The following is a 16,530-nucleotide window of genomic DNA, read 5'->3' on the forward strand; positions in this document are numbered from 1 at the left end:
AAAAAAGCAGCCCGAAGGCTGCTTTGTTGGGGGCGCCCTCACGATCGGCGTCAGAAATCGGCGTCAGACCTTGTAGCGCTTGAGCAGCGCGTCTGGACGCAGGTTGTCGTATTCCTCAAACGGCTGGTGGATCCAGGGGCTCGTGGGCAGGTTCTCCACGTGGTATTCCGGCGTGTAGGTCGAGACGCCCTTCACCCAGATCACCGCTGAACGCAGTTCGGAAATGGCCGGCATGCTGCGCAAGCGGTCCACCACGGCGCGCAGGGTCACCCCCGAATCGGCCAGGTCGTCAACCAGCAGCACGCGGCCAGCCAGTTCGCCCTTGGGCATGGTGATGTACTTCGCCATGTCCAAGCGGCCTTGCAGGGTGCCACCGTCGTCGCGGTAGGAGCTGGTCGACATGATGCCCAGCGGCTTGTCGAAGATGCGCGAAAGCACATCACCTGGGCGCATGCCGCCCCGAGCCAGACACAGGATCTGGTCAAACTCCCAACCGGAAGCGTGAACCTTCAGGGCCAGTCGCTCGATGAGCTGGTGGTACTCCTCCCAGGACACATAAAGGTGTTTGCCGTCGTCGGTGAGCATGTTCAAGCCTCGGGGTATCAGGTCAGATGGGGGGTGGGGGGCGTGGTGTGCCAAAAGATGCCTGCTCAGCCCTTGTACGGGTGACGCAGCAGGATGGTGTGATCCCGGTCAGGACCGGTCGACACCATGTCGATCGGAGCACCGATGAAGGCCTGCACACGCTCGAGGTAGGCGCGCGCGTTGGCGGGAAGCTTGTCCCACTCGGTGATGCCGAAAGTCGTGCCTTCCCAACCGGGGAAGGTTTCGTAAATCGGCTCACAGGCCACGATGTCGTCGGCGTCCAGCGGGAGGATGTCAATGCGCTCACCACGCAGCATGTAGCCGGTGCAGACGCTGATTTCCTTCAGCCCGTCGAGCACGTCGAGCTTGGTCAGGCAGATGCCGGAGATCCCGTTGATCAGCACCGAGCGCTTGAGTGCCGCCGCATCCAGCCAGCCACAACGGCGAGCACGACCCGTCACGGTGCCACGCTCCTGGCCGACGGTGGCCAGGTGGTGGCCCACCGTGCCTTCCGTTTCCCAGTCCAGTTCGGTCGGGAAGGGACCGCTGCCCACACGGGTGGTGTAGGCCTTGGTGATGCCCAGGATGTAGTGCAACTTGTCGGGACCCACACCCGAACCGGCAGCAGCGTTGCCTGCCACACAGTTGCTTGAAGTGACGTAGGGGTAGGTACCGTGGTCGATGTCCAGCAGGGTGCCCTGGGCACCTTCGAACAGCACGCTGCCGCCCTCGACATTGTGGCCGTGGATCTTCACGCCAACGTCGGCCAGCATGGGGAGGATCTGCTCGGCGGCCTTCATGGCCTGGTCGTAGATCGGCTGGAATTCAAGGGCTTCGCTCTTCAGATAGCCTTCCAGCGCGAAGTTGTGCAGCGCCAGCAACTCCTTGAGCTTGGTGGCGAAGCGCTCTGGGTGCTTGAGGTCCTGCACCCGCAAGGCACGACGGGCGACCTTGTCTTCATAGGCTGGGCCGATGCCCTTGCCAGTGGTGCCGATCTTGCCGCTTCCGCTGGTTTCGCGCAGGGCTTCGCGAGCCTTGTCGACCTGCACGTGGAAAGGCAGGATCAGTGGGCAGGACTCGCTGATGAACAGGCGCGAGCGGACGTTCAGACCGGCCGCCTCCAGGCGCTCGATCTCGGACAGCAGGTGGGTCGGATCGACCACCACACCGTTGCCGATGTAGCAAGCTACACCTTCGCGCATGATGCCCGAGGGGATCAGTTGCAGGGCCGTTTTCTTGCCATTGATGACCAGGGTGTGGCCGGCGTTGTGGCCGCCCTGGAAACGGACGACGGCAGCGGCGTGGTCGGTCAGCCAGTCGACGACCTTGCCCTTGCCCTCGTCACCCCATTGGGTGCCGACGACGACGACGTTGCGGGCAGTGGCGTTGCCGGGGCGAGCCGACGCGGAAGTGCTTTGCATGGCGGATTCCTGTTTCGCAGATTCGGGGGACGGGCGCGCTCAGAGCGCGCGCACCGCCCAGCGTCCATCGACCAACGCGAGTTCGCGATCGCAGTCGAATTCCTGGACGTCGTGTTCATGTCCGGGCAGCACGCACACCACGGTGTGGCCCTGCCCTCTCAAGTCGCGCACAGCCTGGCGCAAGGCGGGGTCTTCACCCCAAGGTGCACGGACGGCCGAGCGCACGGCCAAGCCAATGCGCGCAGCCAGTACTTCGGCCAAGATCTTCAGATCGAGGCTGAAGCCGACGGCGGGACGGCGGCGGCCGAACACGGCCCCCACCTCGTCGTAACGGCCGCCACGGACCAGGGCGTCCACATGCCCAGCACCGTAAACGGCAAAGCGGGTGCCGCTGTAATAAGCGTAGCCGCTGAAATCGGACAGATCGAAGCCGACACGGACTTCGGGTTGCGAGCTGCGGAGGTGTCCAGCCAGCCAAGCCAGGTCGTTCAGGGCGGCATCGACCAGAGGATGGGCGGGCAGCGCCTCACGGGCCTTGGCCAGCACCTCGTCGCCCCCAAACAGCGTCGTCAAGCCCGTGAGCACCTCGGCTGCCTGAGGCACAGCCGCCAAAGCGCCCTGCCCTGCCAGTTCGCGCAGCACGGCCACATCCTTGTTGGTGAGGGCTGCCACGATGGCCAGACGGGTGGCCTTGTCGAGCTGGGGCACGCCCAGGCCGGCCAGGACACCGTCGACCAGACGGACGTCGGCCAGGTCCATGACCAGGTCGTTCAGGCCACAGGCCAGCAGGCCCTGCAAGGACAGTTCGGTGGCCTCGAGGTCGGCTTCCAGGCCAGCGTGGCCATAGATCTCGGCGCCCAGTTGCAGCGGCTCACGGCTGGCGTGCGGGCTGGCGGGGCGGGTGTGCAGCACAGGGCCGCAATAGGCCAGACGGGTGACGCCCTGCCGGTTGAGCAAGTGGGCATCGATGCGTGCCACCTGGGGGGTGGCATCAGCGCGCACGCCCAGGGTCCGCCCGCTCAGCTGGTCCACCAGCTTGAAGGTCTTGAGGTCCAGCGCATGGCCGGTGCCCGACAGAAGCGACTCGATGTGCTCCAGCAGGGGCGGCATGACCAGTTCGTAGCCGTAGCTGCGCGCGGCATCCAGCCAGATGCGGCGCAACTCTTCCACGCGTCGAGCCTGCGCAGGCAAGACGTCGGCAATGTGCTCTGGCAACAGCCAAGCAGACGACATAAGGAAACGGGTGGGGGGTTAAAAACAGGATTCTACCGGGGCTTCGGGCCACTTTGACGGACAAAGTGCCAAGACCGGGCAAACACAGGGTCCGGACCCCGTGAAACAGGGCCCGACAAAGGGCGTTCAGCGCAGGGCCTGAACCACCCAGATCAGGAGGAGGCCCACCACCATGCTGGCCAGACCCGCCAAGCGGATCTGCTGGTCGGTCAGCTGCAGCAGTTGCTCAAACACCCGACGCCAGGCGGTCGGGTTGAGCGCCGGCATCAGGCCCTCACAGATGAGCAGGAGCCCGCAAGCGAGCCAAAGGGCCTCTGACATCGGGCGCGATCCGGCTCACTTCTTGGACGGCGCCGCCGAAGCCGAACCGGCTCCGCGCATGGTCTTGAAGAAATCGTTGTTCTGGTCGAGGACCATCACGTCCGATTTGCTGCGGAAGGTGGCACGGTAGGCTTCGAGGCTGCGATAGAACTGCGCAAACTGCGGGTCCTTGCCGAACGAATCGGCATACAGAGCAGACGCCTTGGCATCGCCTTCGCCCTTGAGTTTCTGGGCATCACGGTAGGCCTCGGCCACGATGATTTCGCGCTGGCGGTCGGCATCGGCGCGGATCTTCTCACCTTCGGCACCGCCGGTGGAGCGCAGTTCGTTGGCCACGCGCTTGCGCTCGGACTCCATGCGGCGGTAGACCGACTCGGTGATGTTGGCGGCGAAGTCGACGCGCTTGATGCGGACGTCCACCACTTCGATGCCGAAGGACTTGGCATCATCACCCAGGCGACGGATCACGCCCTGCATCACCTTCTCGCGCTCGGCAGACAGCATGGCGCCCACGGTGCGCTTGGTCACTTCTTCGTTGAGCGCGGCCTGAACGATGGGGGTCAGGCGGTTTTCAGCGTTGCGGATGTCCACGCCGTTGTTGCGGATGAACTGTTTGGGCTCGGTCACACGCCACTTGACGAGCCAGTCGATGACCAGGCTTTTCTTTTCGGCGGTGAAGATGGGGCGCGACTCGGGGCTGTCCAGTGTCTGGATGCGACGATCCAAAAAGACCACGTTCTGCAGCGGTGCCGGCAACTTGAGCTTCAAGCCCGGCTCACTGATGACCTCCTTGATCTCGCCCAGGGCATAGACCACGGCGAACTGGCGCTGGTCCACCACGAACAAGGTGGAGGCCGCGAGGATGATGGCCAGCAATACGCCGACCAGGATGGTGCCAATGCGATTCATGTCTGATTCCTTGCCTGTCCTGCTGTGTCGTCGGCTTCAGCGTGCGTCGCGCTCGCGGCCACGCAGGCCATCGCGGGAACGCACGTCTTGCGAGACGGCTGCGGGCACCGACGGCGCGGTGGGCGACTCGGTGGCGGCACCACCGTTGGCGGCAGCTGGCGCCGAAGCGGCCGGAGCCACCGCGGTGCTGCCGTTGCTCAACTGCATGATCTTGTCGAGCGGCAGGTAGAGCATGTTGTTGCCCTGGCGCGCATCCACCATCACCTTGGTCACATTGCTGTAGACCTGCTGCATGGTGTCGATGTAGAGGCGGTCACGGGTGACCGCTGGCGCCTTCTGGTACTCGGCCAGCACGGCCTTGAATCGCTGGGCATCGCCTTCAGCCTGGGCCACCACGCGGGCAGCGTAGCCGGCGGCCTCTTCACGCAAGCGCGCCGCGGTACCCTGGGCCTTGGGGATCACGTCATTGGCGTAGGCCTGGCCTTCGTTCTTGAGTCGCTCGCGGTCGGCGCCGGCCTTGAACGCATCGTCGAATGCCGCCTGCACCTGCTCGGGCGCCTGGACACTCTGCACGTTGACGTTGGCCACCTGCACGCCGGCCTTGAGCTTGTTCAGCTGATTCTGGATGGACTTGACCAGGTCGGTGGCGATGGCATCGCGCTGCTCGTAGAGCACCGAGTCCATGGTGCTGCTGCCGACGATCTCGCGCACGGCCGATTCGGCCGCCTGGAGCACGGCCTCGTCGGAGCTGCGGTTCTCGAACAGGTACTGGCGGGCATCGGCCAGGCGGTACTGAACGGTGAAGCGGATGTCGACGATGTTCTCGTCACGGGTGAGCATGGACGAGTCGCGCAGGCCTGTGGCCTGCATCACCGAGTTGCTGCCCACATCGATGGAGCGCAGCTGCGTGACGTTGACCACTTCGTGACTCTGGAAGGGGTACGGCGCCCGCCACTGGAACCCGGCGTCAACGGTGTGGCTGAAGCGTCCAAAAGACATCACCACGGCCTGCTGGCCTTCCTGGACGATGAAGAAGCCGCTGCCCAGCCAGATCAGGGCCACCAGGCCGACGATGAGGCCGACACCGATGCCGGCACCGGTCGGATCCGGCGTGATGTTGCCGCCAGGGCCATCGTTGCCACCGCCCTTGCCACCATTGAACATGCCGCTGAGTTTGCGGTTGAAGTCGCGCCAGAGTTCGTCGAGGTCGGGCGGGCCGTCATTGCGCTCATTGAGCAGCACCTGCGCGGAAGGCTGCCCGGGCAGCGCACTGCGCAGGACCTGGGCGCACATCCACAGACCGCGGTACAGGCCACCGGCCACGAGGCGGGCCGCTGCGGACACTGCGCCCATCGCCCATTGCGCTTGACGGGCAGGCCCACGGCCTGCTTGCAGGGTTTGCATGTTCATGTTCAGTGTGTCGGGTAGTCGGGGTCCGCCAACGAGGACGGGGCCACATCGATGGCATTGTGCACGGCGAAACGTGGGTCGACCGCACCCTTGTCGGAGGCGTCGTCACCCAGGCCATGCAAAGCCGCTTCAGAGAGCACTTCGCGCAACACATCCAGGCCTTCACCGGTGAGCGCGCTGACAAAAACCCGGATGCAACGGCGCCCGGAAGGCAGTTCGTACACATCACGGTGGTGATAGGGCTGCTGGTGTGTCTCCAGCGTGTCGCACTTGTTGAACACCAGCACCTGAGGCAATTCGCCGGCGCCGATGCTGTCGAGCACACGCAGCACCTCGTCAACCTGTTCCAGCAGGACGGGACTGGCGGCGTCGACCACATGCAGCAGCACGTCTGCCTCGGCCGCTTCCTGCAAGGTGGCGGCAAACGAAGCCACCAGGCTGTGCGGCAGGTCGCGGATGAAGCCGACCGTGTCGGACAAGGTGACACTGCGCTGCGCCTGAGCCAGGTAGAGCTGGCGCGTGGTGGTGTCGAGCGTGGCGAAGAGCTGGTCGGCCGCGTAGGTGCCGGCCTTGGTCATGGCGTTGAACAGCGTCGACTTGCCGGCGTTGGTGTAGCCCACCAGCGACGCACGGAAGGTACCTGCCCGCTCTCGCGAACGGCGCTGGGTGTTGCGCTGTTTCTTGACCTTGGCCAGACGCTCCTTGAGCGACTTGATCTTCATCTCGATCATGCGGCGGTCAAGTTCGATCTGGGTTTCACCCGGACCACCGCGCAGACCCACCCCGCCGCGTTGGCGCTCCAGGTGAGACCAGCGGCGCACGAGGCGGGTCGACAGGTATTCCAGGCGTGCCAGTTCGACCTGCAACTTGCCTTCGTGGCTACGGGCGCGGGCGCCGAAGATCTCGAGGATCAGGCCAGTGCGGTCAAGCACCTCGACGCCCAGATGACGCTCGAGGTTGCGCTGTTGCGCAGGCGACAACGCCTGGTCGAAGATGACACCGTGGGCCTGGTAGAGGGCAACGATGGACTTGATTTCGTCGGCCTTGCCTGATCCCACAAAAAAGGCGGGATCGGGGGCGCGGCGCTTGGCCGTGACCTTGGCGACGGCATGATCCCCTGCCGATTCGGCCAGGAGAGCGAGTTCGTCAAGGGTGGGATCGAAGGACGATCCGGGGCCGAAATCCACCCCGACCAGCACGACCCGGGGGGCCTCGGCAGGATGCTGCACAGACGGTGATGGGCTCAAGGCGTCAGGGCTTCGGGTCGGCTGATGGGGTGGGCTTGATCGGTCAAGGGACAGATCAGGCTTCGGGGGTTTCGGTCGCGTGGAAATTCACGGCACGACCCGGCACGACGGTAGAGATCGCGTGCTTGTAAACCATTTGCGTGACGGTGTTGCGCAGCAACACGACGTACTGGTCGAAGGACTCGATGTGCCCTTGCAGCTTGATGCCGTTGACCAGGTAAATGGACACCGGCACATGCTCTCTGCGCAGAAGGTTCAGGAAGGGGTCTTGTAGGAGTTGCCCTTTGTTGCTCACGATATGCTCCGTGTTGGAAAGTTTCGGATTTGCCACCTTAACACAAGCGCCGACCGATCAGTCCGCAAGGTTTTGTGAAGGATGGCGGATGCAGCGGAGGGCCGCTGCGCCTGGGGCCCGACGGGCCTCATTCCTTGTCGGCGAAAGGGTTCGACGACGATTTGGTCTGGATGCGAAGGGGCGTACCGGTGAGCTTGAAATGCTCGCGGAAACGGCCTTCGAGGAAGCGCTTGTAGGACTCGCTGAGGTGCTCCAGCGAGTTGCCATGGATGATGATGACCGGCGGGTTCTGGCCGCCCTGGTGGGCATAGCGTAGCTTGGGACGGAAGGCCCCTGCCCGCTTGGGCTGCTGGAACTCCACCGCCTCCTGAACGAGGCGAGTGAGCACCGGCGTCGGCATCTTGCAGGTGGCCGAGTTCCAGGCCGCGGCAATGGACTTCCACAGCGGGCCCAGACCCTGGCGCTTGATGGCCGAGATGTGGAGCACCGGCGCGAATTTCAGGAACGCCAGGCGCGTCTCGATGGAACGCTGCAGCATCTCGCGCTGGTAGCTGTCGACGGCGTCCCATTTGTTGACGGCGATGACCACGGCGCGGCCGGACTCGAGCACGAAACCGGCGATGTGTGCGTCCTGCTCGGTGACCCCCTGGGTGGCGTCCACCAGCAGCAGCACGACGTTGGCGTCAGAGATGGCCTGCAGGGTCTTGACCACCGAGAACTTTTCGATCGCCTCGAACACGCGACCCTTGCGGCGCAAACCAGCGGTGTCGATCAGCTCGAAACGCTGGCCGTCGCGTTCGAAGGGCACGCTGATGGCGTCACGGGTGGTGCCGGGCATGTCGAAGGCCACCAAGCGCTCTTCTCCCAGCCAGGTGTTGATCAGGGTCGACTTGCCCACGTTGGGGCGACCGGCCACGGCCAGGCGAATCGGGCGATCCGGGTCGTCGATCGGGTCTTCGTCTTCGTCGATGCCGGCAAAGAAGTCGTCCAGCGCCATGTCCAGCAGGCTGCGGATGCCCTGGCCATGGGCCGATGAGATAGGGATGGGCTCACCGATCCCGAGCTCGTAGAACTCGGCCAACTGGGGGCCGTCCTGCATGCCTTCGGCCTTGTTGGCGGCCAGCAGCACCTTCTTGTTGGTGGTGCGCAGGTAGCGGGCGATGTCGTGGTCCTGGGCCGAGAGGCCGTTGCGGACATCGACCACGAAGATCACGGCATCGGCTTCGGCAACCGCCTGGCGGGTCTGCTTGGCCATCTCCTTGAAGATGCCTTCGGTGCAGTCGGGCTCGAAGCCACCGGTGTCGATGGCAATGAATTCGCGGCTGCCCGCGCGGCCTTCACCGTAGTGGCGGTCACGGGTGAGGCCAGCGAAGTCGGCCACGATGGCATCGCGGCTCTTGGTCAGGCGGTTGAACAACGTCGATTTGCCGACGTTGGGTCGTCCGACCAGCGCAATGACAGGTTTCATGGGGATCCAGATTCAATTCGTTCAGTTGGCACGCAGGGCGTAGACGGTGCCCTTGCGTGTGACCACCAGCAGCATGTCGCCGGTGACCACGGGGGCGCCCACCAGGGCGCTGTCGAGTTCGAGGCGGGCCAGGGTGCGACCATCGCTCAGGGCCAGCAGGTGCAGGTAGCCGTCGCGATCGGCCACGGCCAGGCGGTCACCCAGGATGGCCGGGGTGCTCAGGCCGCGGTTGGTGAAGCGGTCGACGCGCCACAGCAGGTCGCCATTGGCGGCGCTCCACGCGGTCAGGCGATCGGCACCGTCGGCACCCGCCACCACGCGCTCGCTGGCGGCCACGCCCTGGGTGCCGGCTTGCGGACGGCTCCAGCGCAAGCTGCCACGGTTGAGTTCGAGGCAGGCCACAGACAACTGGAAGGCGCGCACGCAGGCTTCGTCGTCCGCACGGGCAATGGGGCCGACCAGGTCAGCGAGGCGTTCGACCTCGTTGGTGCCGCGGGGGGTGCCGATGTTCACGTCGAAACGCACGGCGCCCTTGAGCGGATCCAGCCCGACCAGACGGGCACCCTGCCCGACCAGCAAGGTGTCACGGAAGGCCGAGAGGGCTCCGACGGTTGCCAGGGCCAGGGGTTCACCACCGGGACGCTGGTATTGCCAGAGCCAGCGGCCGTCCTGGGCATCGTAACCACGCACGCTGCGGTCGATCGCCTGCACGAACACGCGCTCCCCCGCAACCAACGGCGGAGTGATGACTCGACCGCCCAGGCGTTCGCGCCAGAGCAGCTTGCCCTGATCGAAGGTCAGCAGTTCGTTCTTGTCGGTGACGACGGCCGCGAAACGACCATCGCTGCCCACGGCAGCGGTGAGGCCATCGCGGGCAGACGCGCGCCAGTTGGTGCGGCCAGTGGCCAGGTCAAACTGGACAATGTCTCCGTCGGAAGCGGCGGTCGTGACCGTGCCCTTGGCAACAGCCAAAGACACCATGCCGTCCACAGACCCCACTCGCTGGGACCAGACCGTGCTCAACCGCGCGGTCGGCTTGAGGTCTTCCAGGGGGGCGGGCTTGGGCTTGCTCGAGCCGCAGCCGGCCATCAGCAAGGCCAGGGCGAGACCCGCCAGCGGCGCCATCAAGCGCGGGGTCAGTGGCCGAGTGGTCGCCAGGGCGGCGCGTTCAACAGTCATGTGTGCTTCCACGGGTTCTTCAGTGAGATGCCTCGGTGTCGGGCTGCGCTCAGGGTGCGGGGGCCGCACCACCAGGCAGACCCGCCAGCCCCTTGGGCGAGGCCGGCGCCTTGAAGGGTGCAGGGGCCTGCCCCAGCGACGTCAGCTTGCCTTCGATGAAACGGCGGTACTCGACGGTCTCGTCCATGGCCTTCCAGGCGGCGAGAAAGGCCTTGGCGGCCTCGTCCTTCTTGCCCTGGGCCAGGTAGATGTCGCCACGGCGGTCGTCGGCCAGGGCGGTGAATTCTTCGGGCAGCTTGCCGTCGAGGGTTTTGAGGGCCTCGTCGAACTGCTTTGCATCCATCTGCACACCGGCCAGACGCAGGCGGGCAATGGCCACCAGGTTGGCGTTCTTGCCGTTGTCGACCAGCCACTGAAGGCTGGCCTTGGCCTGGTCAGCCTTCTGGGCGTCGGCGGCAGCCTTGGCTGCCAGCAAGGCCCCTTGCTCGGCGAAGGTCGTGCCCGCGTACTTGGCCTTCAGGTCGGCAAAGGCCTGCAGGGTCTTGTCGACCTGGCCACCGGTGGCGGCACGGTCGAGCTCTTCATACAGGCCGCCCGCGCCCTGAGCGCGCTGTTGTTGCCAGTAAAGGTAGCCCGTCCAGGCGGCATAGGCCCCGAGCACGGCCACCAGGGTCCAGGTGATCAGGTTGCCGTACTGCTTCCAGAAGTGCTTGAACTGGTCAAGCTGTTCCTGTTGTTCGAGGTCGTATGTCGCCATGACGTTCTTGGTATGCGTGAAAGGCTTGGATTATGAGGGGCTCAGACGGTCTGGGGCGCCTGAAGGGTGCTGGCCCAGGCCGTGGCATCGGCCAGCGGGCGCAAGACCTGCTCTCCGCGCTCCAGCAGCGGCTTGACGGCCACTTGTCCTTGCGCGACCTCGTCGGGCCCGAACACCAGCGCAAAACGCGCACCCGAGGCATCGGCCTTCTTGAACTGGGACTTGGGGCTGGCGGGCCCCTCCTTGCCTGCCGGGTTCAACACCACTTGCACGCCCTGGGCCCGCAAGGCCTCGATGGTGGTCAGCACCGTGGGCAAAGGCGTGCCGGCAAACACCACCGCAAAGGCGTCCGGCGCCGTCGAGGGCGCAGCCACGCCCACCTCTTCCAGCAGGAGCAGCAGGCGCTCCATGCCCAGTCCCCAGCCGACGGCGGGCGCGGGCTTGCCGCCAAGTTGCTCGATCAGGCCGTCGTAGCGACCACCGCCGCAGACGGTGCCCTGGGCGCCCAGGCGCGCGGTCACCCACTCGAACACGGTGAGGTTGTAGTAATCCATGCCGCGCACCAGGCGCGTATTGACCTGGTAAGGCACCCCTGCGGCATCCAGCACGGCCTTGACCGCGTTGAAGTGGGCCAGCGAGGCCTCCCCCAGGAAATCGATCAGCCTGGGTGCAGCCTCGACCACGGCCTGCATGGCCGGGTTCTTCGTGTCGAGGATGCGCAGCGGATTGCTGTGCAGGCGTCGCTTGGCCTCGTCGTCAAGCAGGTCGATGTGGGCCTCGAGGTGGGCAATCAGGGCTTCGCGGTGGGCCTTGCGCTCCTCGGGCTGGCCCAGACTGTTGATCTGCAGGCTCACGTCGCTGCCGATCGCCAGACCCAGGTCGCGCCACAGGGCAGCGGTCATCAAGATGAGTTCGGCGTCGACATCCGGACCGGCAAAGCCCAGCACCTCGGCACCGACCTGGTGGAACTGGCGATAACGGCCCTTCTGCGGGCGCTCATGACGGAACATGGGGCCGATGTAGAACAGGCGCTTGCCGCCTTCGTACAGGAAACTGTGCTCGTTCATGGCGCGCACGACACCGGCAGTGCCTTCGGGGCGCAGGGTGAGCTTGTCGCCGTTGAGGCTGTCTTCAAAGGAATACATTTCCTTCTCGACGATGTCGGTGACTTCACCGAGGCCGCGCACGAACAGCGCCGTGGGCTCGACGATGGGCACGCGCACGTTCTGGTAACCGTAACGGCGCATCAGTTTGCGCACCACGTCTTCCAGCCACTCCCAGCGCGCCGATTCCGGCGGCAGGATGTCGTTCATGCCTTTGACGGCTTTGAGGATCTCGGCCATGGTTTCTTCTTTTTTGTCTGTCTGCTTGACGGCTTGCCGCCAAAAGGGTCAGGCCGATGCGGCAGGCTCGGAGGCGGCCTGGCCGAATCGGCGATCGATGTAGGACTGCACCAGCGCCATGAACTCATCGGCGATGCGGTCACCGCGCAAGGTCAAGGCCTTTTCACCGTCGATGAACACGGGCGCAGCCGGTGCTTCACCGGTACCAGGCAGGCTGATGCCGATGTCGGCATGCTTGCTTTCGCCAGGGCCGTTGACGATGCAGCCCATGACGGCCACTTTCAGCTTTTCAACGCCGGGGTACTGGCTGCGCCAGACCGGCATCTGGGCGCGCAGGAAATCGTCGATCTGCTTGGCCAGTTCCTGGAAGGTGGTGCTGGTGGTGCGACCACAGCCCGGGCAGGCCGTCACGCTGGGCACAAAGGTGCGCAGCCCCAGGGCCTGCAGGATTTCGAGCGCGACCACCACCTCTTGCGTGCGTGCCTCACCAGGCTGGGGCGTGAGTGACACGCGGATGGTGTCGCCAATGCCCTCTTGCAGCAGCACCGACAGCGCCGCGGCCGAGGCCACCGTGCCCTTGGTGCCCATGCCGGCTTCGGTCAGGCCAAGGTGCAGGGGGTAATCGCAACGCGCGGCCAGGCCACGGTAGACGCTGATCAGGTCCTGCACACCACTGACCTTGCAGGACAGCAGGATCTGCTCAGGCTTCATGCCCAGGTCCCGAGCCGACTGGGCCGACTGCAGGGCGGAGCTGATCAGGGCCTGGTACATGACCTGTTGAGCCGTCCAGGGATCGGCACTGCGGGCGTTCTCGTCCATGAGAGCGGCGAGCAGCTCCTGGTCGAGGCTGCCCCAGTTCACGCCGATGCGAACAGGCTTGTCGTGACGCAAGGCCACCTCGATCATCTGCGCGAACTGCCGGTCGCCCTTCTCGCCCTTGCCGACATTACCGGGATTGATGCGGTACTTGGACAGGGCCTCGGCGCAAGCCGGGTGATCGGTGAGCAGGCGGTGGCCGTTGTAGTGGAAGTCGCCGACCAGGGGCACGTCGATGCCCATGCGATCGAGCTGATCGCGGATGTGCGGCACGGCTGCCGCCGCCTCAGGCGTGTTGACGGTGATGCGCACAAGCTCGGAGCCCGCGACGGCCAGCTCCTTGACCTGGATGGCAGTGCCGATCACATCGACGGTGTCGGTGTTGGTCATGGACTGCACGCGCACCGGGGCATCGCCGCCGATGGTGACGACGCGCTGACCCCAGACCACGCGGGCCTGGCGAGACCGGCGTGCGGCGGGGCGAGCGACGTCGATCAAAGAGAAGTTGGCGAGGCTCATTTCAGTTCAAGGCGAGCGACGTGGCTGCGCGTGTAAGGCACGAGGTCAACGGCCTGGCCACGGAAGCTGAGTTGCACATGGGTGGCGTTGCCGATGCGCAGCTTGAGCGGCGGCACGCCATCGACCGAAGCGGTTTCGCCTGCACCAAGCTGGCGGGAGAAGATCTTCTCGCCCTTGCCGTCGCGCACCTCGATCCAGGAGGCCTGCTCGGCGCGAAGCTGCACGGGCGCGCCCTGCTCTGCCGGAACCGGCTGCGCGGCCGTGAAGCCGGCTTCAACCGGCGACGCCGAGGGAGATACCACAGGCGCAGGCAAGGCGGCGCTCGCGACAGGCGCCATCACCACAGACGCATCACTGGCCGCGTTGGCGACCGCCACGGGGCCCGAGGGCTGCTCACTGACCTGCATCGGCGCCCCGAGGGGCACGGCCTCGGCGGCCGACCCGGCTGGCTGGGGCACTTCCGCGACGCTGGCGGCCGAGGCTGGGGCTGCGGAACGAGATGCCATCCAGGCAGACAGGCTCATCTGCTCAGGCAGGGCATAGATGACCAGGGCGGCCAGCAACAAGGCCAGCGGCGCCAGCCATTGCGGCTTGAGCAAGGCCGACCAGGCCAGGCCGTTCGAGCGATCGAACAGAGGGCCGGTGGTCCGGAAGTCCTTGAAGGGCTGGTTCAAGGGCGGCTTGTCGGAGGTCAGCGGGATGGCCCGAGCGGCAGGCAGGCCCGCCACCACTTCGGTCGGATCGAGCTTGAGGTAGCGACAGACGGTCATGGCCAGGGCCCGTGCGAAATTCGCATCGGGCAGGCTGTCGAAGCGCCCCTGCTCGAGGGCCTCCAGCTTGGCTGGGGTGACCTTCAGCGTGAAGGACAACGCCTCCAGGCTCAGGCCCTGGGCTTCGCGGGCATCGCGCAGCAGTTGCCCTGCGTGGCGCATGGCCGCGTCGGACGCCGGGATGCCGGTGGGGGACGGTTCACTCATCAAAACGCCCCAGTTCGAGTGCAGTCGTTTCGCGGGCCGAGGGGAAGCGGCTGCGCAACTGGGCCGCGAGCTCGTCGCGACCGTTGGTGTTGTTGAGCTTGTGCTCGATGCGCACGGCCAGCCACAGCGACTCGGCCGTGAGCTGCTCGGGCACACCGTTCACACGGCGGATGTAGAAGCGCGCACGCTCCAGCTCACCGCGCCGGTACAGCAAGGCCGCCATGTTGTAGGCCGTGGCGGGGTTGGCCGGGTCCAGTTCATAGGAGCGGGCCAGGGTCTTTTCTGCCTCGGCGTGGCGATCGGCCTTGATCTGGCACACGCCGCGGGCCAGCAGGGTCTTGCTGGTGGCGATGCCCTGCGGGGCGACCGCGGCCCTCTCGAAGAGGGCATCGGCCTCGTTGTACTCACCCAGCTGGCACAGATACCAGGCGTAGTTGTGCAGGACACTGCCGTCGCGGGCGTCCAGGGCCAGCGCCTGCTTGAAACTCGACTCGGCGCGAGGCTGATCACCCATGGCGCCATAGATCAGGGCACGCAGTTCGTAGGCGGAGGGCAGGGACGCGTCGATCGCCAGGGCCTGCTTCAGCTCATCGAGTGCGGTGGTGTATTTGCCCTGTGCGTAATAGGTGGACGCCAGTTCAAGCCGGATGCGGGCGCGCTTGCGCTGGTCGTTTTCGTCCGAGGCGGTGGCGATGTCACCCCGAGACACCGACGCCGCCTGCGTGGTGGCACGCTTGGTTTGGCCGGCGCAGCCCGACATCAGGCTCGTCAACCCCAGCACCAGCGACAGCAACAGAAGCCCCACGGGCCCCGGTACGCGAAACACCCTCATTCAGCGGTCTCCTCGAGAGGACTGTCAGTGTAGATGGCACCCCGACACAGGGCACTCATGGGGCAGCGCGGTGCCGCGTACCTGGCACCGGACCCGAGACCTTCACGGCCACGGGCTGGCGCTGCATGCGCTGTTGCGCATTGGTGCGGTCTTGCACCTCGCCGGCGAGTTGACCACAGGCCGCATCGATGTCGTCGCCCCGGGTCTTGCGAACCGTGGTGATCAGCCCGGCATCCGCCAGCAGGCGGGCAAAGGCCTGGACCCGCTCCGGCTTGGAACGCAACAGCCCCGAGGCCGGGAAGGGGTTGAAAGGAATCAGGTTGAACTTGCAGTTGATGCGCCCCTTGACGAGGGCAATCAGCTGTTGGGCGTGCTCGTCGGTGTCATTGACGCCATCGAGCATGCAGTATTCGAAGGTGATGAAATCGCGCGGGGCCGCTTTCAGGTAGCTGCTGCAGGCCGTCAGCAATTCATCGATGGGGTACTTGCGGTTCAGCGGCACCAGTTCATCGCGCAGCGGGTCGTTCGGCGCGTGCAGCGACACGGCCAGGGCCACGGGACAGTCTTTTTCCAGGCGCTCGATCATGGGCACGACGCCCGAGGTCGACACCGTCACGCGGCGACGCGACATGCCATAGGCGTGGTCGTCCAGCATGACCTTCAGGGCGGGCACGAGGGCGCTGTAGTTTTGCAGCGGCTCGCCCATGCCCATCATCACGACGTTGCTGATGATGCGCTCGGTGGTGCCCAGGCGTTTGCGCAGGGTGTGCTCGGCATACCAGAGCTGCGCGAGGATCTCGCCCGTGCTGAGGTTGCGGCTGAAGCCCTGGTGGCCCGTGGAGCAGAAACGGCATCCCACGGCACAACCAGCCTGCGACGAGATGCACAGGGTGGCACGGTCGTCTTCGGGAATGTAGACGCTTTCGACGGCATTGCCGCCGCCCACGTCGAACAGCCACTTGATGGTGCCGTCCGACGAGACGTGTTCGCTGATGACGGGCAAGGCCTGGAGGGTGGCAACACCCTGGAGCTTGCCGCGCAGCGACTTGGCGAGGTCCGACATCTGATCGAAGTCGGTCGCGCCCTTGTGATGGATCCAGCGAAACAACTGGGTGGCGCGGAAGCGCTTCTCACCCAGTTGCTCGCAGAACGCGGTCAAGCCTTCAAGGTCGAAGTCGAGCAGGTTGACGGCGTTCATCTTCTTTCTTCAGTGCACGC

General features: G+C 65.5%; 16 protein-coding genes. All 16 read right to left on the bottom strand.

Annotated elements, in window-relative coordinates; all coding sequences use genetic code 11:
* Nucleotides 1-63 precede the first annotated feature (63 nt).
* Complete coding sequence (locus QZ994_RS04550; RefSeq protein ID WP_290868864.1) at nucleotides 64-585, bottom strand: phosphoribosyltransferase; 522 nt, start codon at nucleotides 583-585, stop codon at nucleotides 64-66.
* A 65-nt stretch (nucleotides 586-650) separates the two neighbouring features.
* Nucleotides 651-2,006 (bottom strand): adenylosuccinate synthase, encoded by a 1,356-nt coding sequence (locus QZ994_RS04555; RefSeq protein ID WP_290868867.1) that lies wholly within the window; start codon nucleotides 2,004-2,006, stop codon nucleotides 651-653.
* A gap of 39 nt (nucleotides 2,007-2,045) precedes the next feature.
* Complete coding sequence (locus QZ994_RS04560; protein WP_290868870.1) at nucleotides 2,046-3,239, bottom strand: ATP phosphoribosyltransferase regulatory subunit; 1,194 nt, start codon at nucleotides 3,237-3,239, stop codon at nucleotides 2,046-2,048.
* 126 nt (nucleotides 3,240-3,365) lie between these two features.
* On the bottom strand, nucleotides 3,366-3,560 hold the full coding sequence (locus QZ994_RS04565) for a DUF2065 domain-containing protein (RefSeq protein WP_290868872.1): 195 nt from the start codon (nucleotides 3,558-3,560) through the stop codon (nucleotides 3,366-3,368).
* A 15-nt stretch (nucleotides 3,561-3,575) separates the two neighbouring features.
* On the bottom strand, nucleotides 3,576-4,469 hold the full coding sequence (hflC, locus tag QZ994_RS04570) for a protease modulator HflC (protein WP_290868875.1): 894 nt from the start codon (nucleotides 4,467-4,469) through the stop codon (nucleotides 3,576-3,578).
* Between the two features lie 36 nt (nucleotides 4,470-4,505).
* A complete protein-coding gene (hflK, locus tag QZ994_RS04575) occupies nucleotides 4,506-5,762 on the bottom strand; it encodes an FtsH protease activity modulator HflK (protein WP_290868939.1) in 1,257 nt (418 codons plus the stop codon).
* 119 nt (nucleotides 5,763-5,881) lie between these two features.
* Entirely contained in the window at nucleotides 5,882-7,126 is a 1,245-nt protein-coding gene (gene hflX / locus QZ994_RS04580) for a GTPase HflX (RefSeq protein WP_290868878.1), read from the bottom strand.
* 55 nt (nucleotides 7,127-7,181) lie between these two features.
* Nucleotides 7,182-7,421 (bottom strand): RNA chaperone Hfq, encoded by a 240-nt coding sequence (gene hfq, locus QZ994_RS04585; RefSeq protein WP_290868881.1) that lies wholly within the window; start codon nucleotides 7,419-7,421, stop codon nucleotides 7,182-7,184.
* A 127-nt stretch (nucleotides 7,422-7,548) separates the two neighbouring features.
* Nucleotides 7,549-8,889 carry a ribosome biogenesis GTPase Der gene (der, locus tag QZ994_RS04590; protein WP_290868884.1) on the bottom strand — a complete coding sequence of 447 codons (1,341 nt, stop codon included), beginning with the start codon at nucleotides 8,887-8,889 and terminating at the stop codon, nucleotides 7,549-7,551.
* 21 nt (nucleotides 8,890-8,910) lie between these two features.
* Entirely contained in the window at nucleotides 8,911-10,068 is a 1,158-nt protein-coding gene (bamB, locus tag QZ994_RS04595; protein WP_290868888.1) for an outer membrane protein assembly factor BamB, read from the bottom strand.
* A gap of 49 nt (nucleotides 10,069-10,117) precedes the next feature.
* Nucleotides 10,118-10,825 (bottom strand): tetratricopeptide repeat protein, encoded by a 708-nt coding sequence (locus QZ994_RS04600; RefSeq protein WP_290868891.1) that lies wholly within the window; start codon nucleotides 10,823-10,825, stop codon nucleotides 10,118-10,120.
* Nucleotides 10,826-10,866: 41 nt separating this feature from the next.
* Nucleotides 10,867-12,168 (bottom strand): histidine--tRNA ligase, encoded by a 1,302-nt coding sequence (hisS, locus tag QZ994_RS04605; RefSeq protein ID WP_290868893.1) that lies wholly within the window; start codon nucleotides 12,166-12,168, stop codon nucleotides 10,867-10,869.
* Nucleotides 12,169-12,216: 48 nt separating this feature from the next.
* Nucleotides 12,217-13,503 carry a flavodoxin-dependent (E)-4-hydroxy-3-methylbut-2-enyl-diphosphate synthase gene (gene ispG, locus QZ994_RS04610; protein WP_290868895.1) on the bottom strand — a complete coding sequence of 429 codons (1,287 nt, stop codon included), beginning with the start codon at nucleotides 13,501-13,503 and terminating at the stop codon, nucleotides 12,217-12,219.
* Nucleotides 13,500-14,480 carry a helix-turn-helix domain-containing protein gene (locus QZ994_RS04615; protein WP_290868897.1) on the bottom strand — a complete coding sequence of 327 codons (981 nt, stop codon included), beginning with the start codon at nucleotides 14,478-14,480 and terminating at the stop codon, nucleotides 13,500-13,502. Before QZ994_RS04615 ends, ispG begins: the two co-directional genes overlap by 4 nt.
* On the bottom strand, nucleotides 14,473-15,312 hold the full coding sequence (gene pilW, locus QZ994_RS04620; protein WP_290868900.1) for a type IV pilus biogenesis/stability protein PilW: 840 nt from the start codon (nucleotides 15,310-15,312) through the stop codon (nucleotides 14,473-14,475). Before pilW ends, QZ994_RS04615 begins: the two co-directional genes overlap by 8 nt.
* Nucleotides 15,313-15,367: 55 nt before the next feature.
* Nucleotides 15,368-16,510: a 23S rRNA (adenine(2503)-C(2))-methyltransferase RlmN gene (rlmN, locus tag QZ994_RS04625; RefSeq protein WP_290868903.1), complete on the bottom strand. Its 1,143-nt coding sequence runs from the start codon at nucleotides 16,508-16,510 to the stop codon at nucleotides 15,368-15,370.
* Nucleotides 16,511-16,530: the final 20 nt, after the last annotated feature.

This window comes from Aquabacterium sp. (assembly GCF_021768455.1).
Classification (GTDB): Bacteria; Pseudomonadota; Gammaproteobacteria; order Burkholderiales; family Burkholderiaceae_C; genus Aquabacterium.

Excerpts from the sequence above, each read along its gene's own strand:
- rlmN (WP_290868903.1), bottom strand. The coding sequence starts at position 16,510 with ATGAACGCCGTCAACCTGCTCGACTTCGACCTTGAAGGCTTGACCGCG.
- QZ994_RS04600 (WP_290868891.1), bottom strand. The coding sequence starts at position 10,825 with ATGGCGACATACGACCTCGAACAACAGGAACAGCTTGACCAGTTCAAG.
- hisS (WP_290868893.1), bottom strand. The coding sequence starts at position 12,168 with ATGGCCGAGATCCTCAAAGCCGTCAAAGGCATGAACGACATCCTGCCG.
- QZ994_RS04565 (WP_290868872.1), bottom strand. The coding sequence starts at position 3,560 with ATGTCAGAGGCCCTTTGGCTCGCTTGCGGGCTCCTGCTCATCTGTGAG.
- QZ994_RS04615 (WP_290868897.1), bottom strand. The coding sequence starts at position 14,480 with ATGAGTGAACCGTCCCCCACCGGCATCCCGGCGTCCGACGCGGCCATG.
- QZ994_RS04555 (WP_290868867.1), bottom strand. The coding sequence starts at position 2,006 with ATGCAAAGCACTTCCGCGTCGGCTCGCCCCGGCAACGCCACTGCCCGC.
- QZ994_RS04550 (WP_290868864.1), bottom strand. The coding sequence starts at position 585 with ATGCTCACCGACGACGGCAAACACCTTTATGTGTCCTGGGAGGAGTAC.
- hflK (WP_290868939.1), bottom strand. The coding sequence starts at position 5,762 with ATGTGCGCCCAGGTCCTGCGCAGTGCGCTGCCCGGGCAGCCTTCCGCG.
- pilW (WP_290868900.1), bottom strand. The coding sequence starts at position 15,312 with ATGAGGGTGTTTCGCGTACCGGGGCCCGTGGGGCTTCTGTTGCTGTCG.
- der (WP_290868884.1), bottom strand. The coding sequence starts at position 8,889 with ATGAAACCTGTCATTGCGCTGGTCGGACGACCCAACGTCGGCAAATCG.
- ispG (WP_290868895.1), bottom strand. The coding sequence starts at position 13,503 with ATGAGCCTCGCCAACTTCTCTTTGATCGACGTCGCTCGCCCCGCCGCA.
- hflC (WP_290868875.1), bottom strand. The coding sequence starts at position 4,469 with ATGAATCGCATTGGCACCATCCTGGTCGGCGTATTGCTGGCCATCATC.
- bamB (WP_290868888.1), bottom strand. The coding sequence starts at position 10,068 with ATGACTGTTGAACGCGCCGCCCTGGCGACCACTCGGCCACTGACCCCG.
- QZ994_RS04560 (WP_290868870.1), bottom strand. The coding sequence starts at position 3,239 with ATGTCGTCTGCTTGGCTGTTGCCAGAGCACATTGCCGACGTCTTGCCT.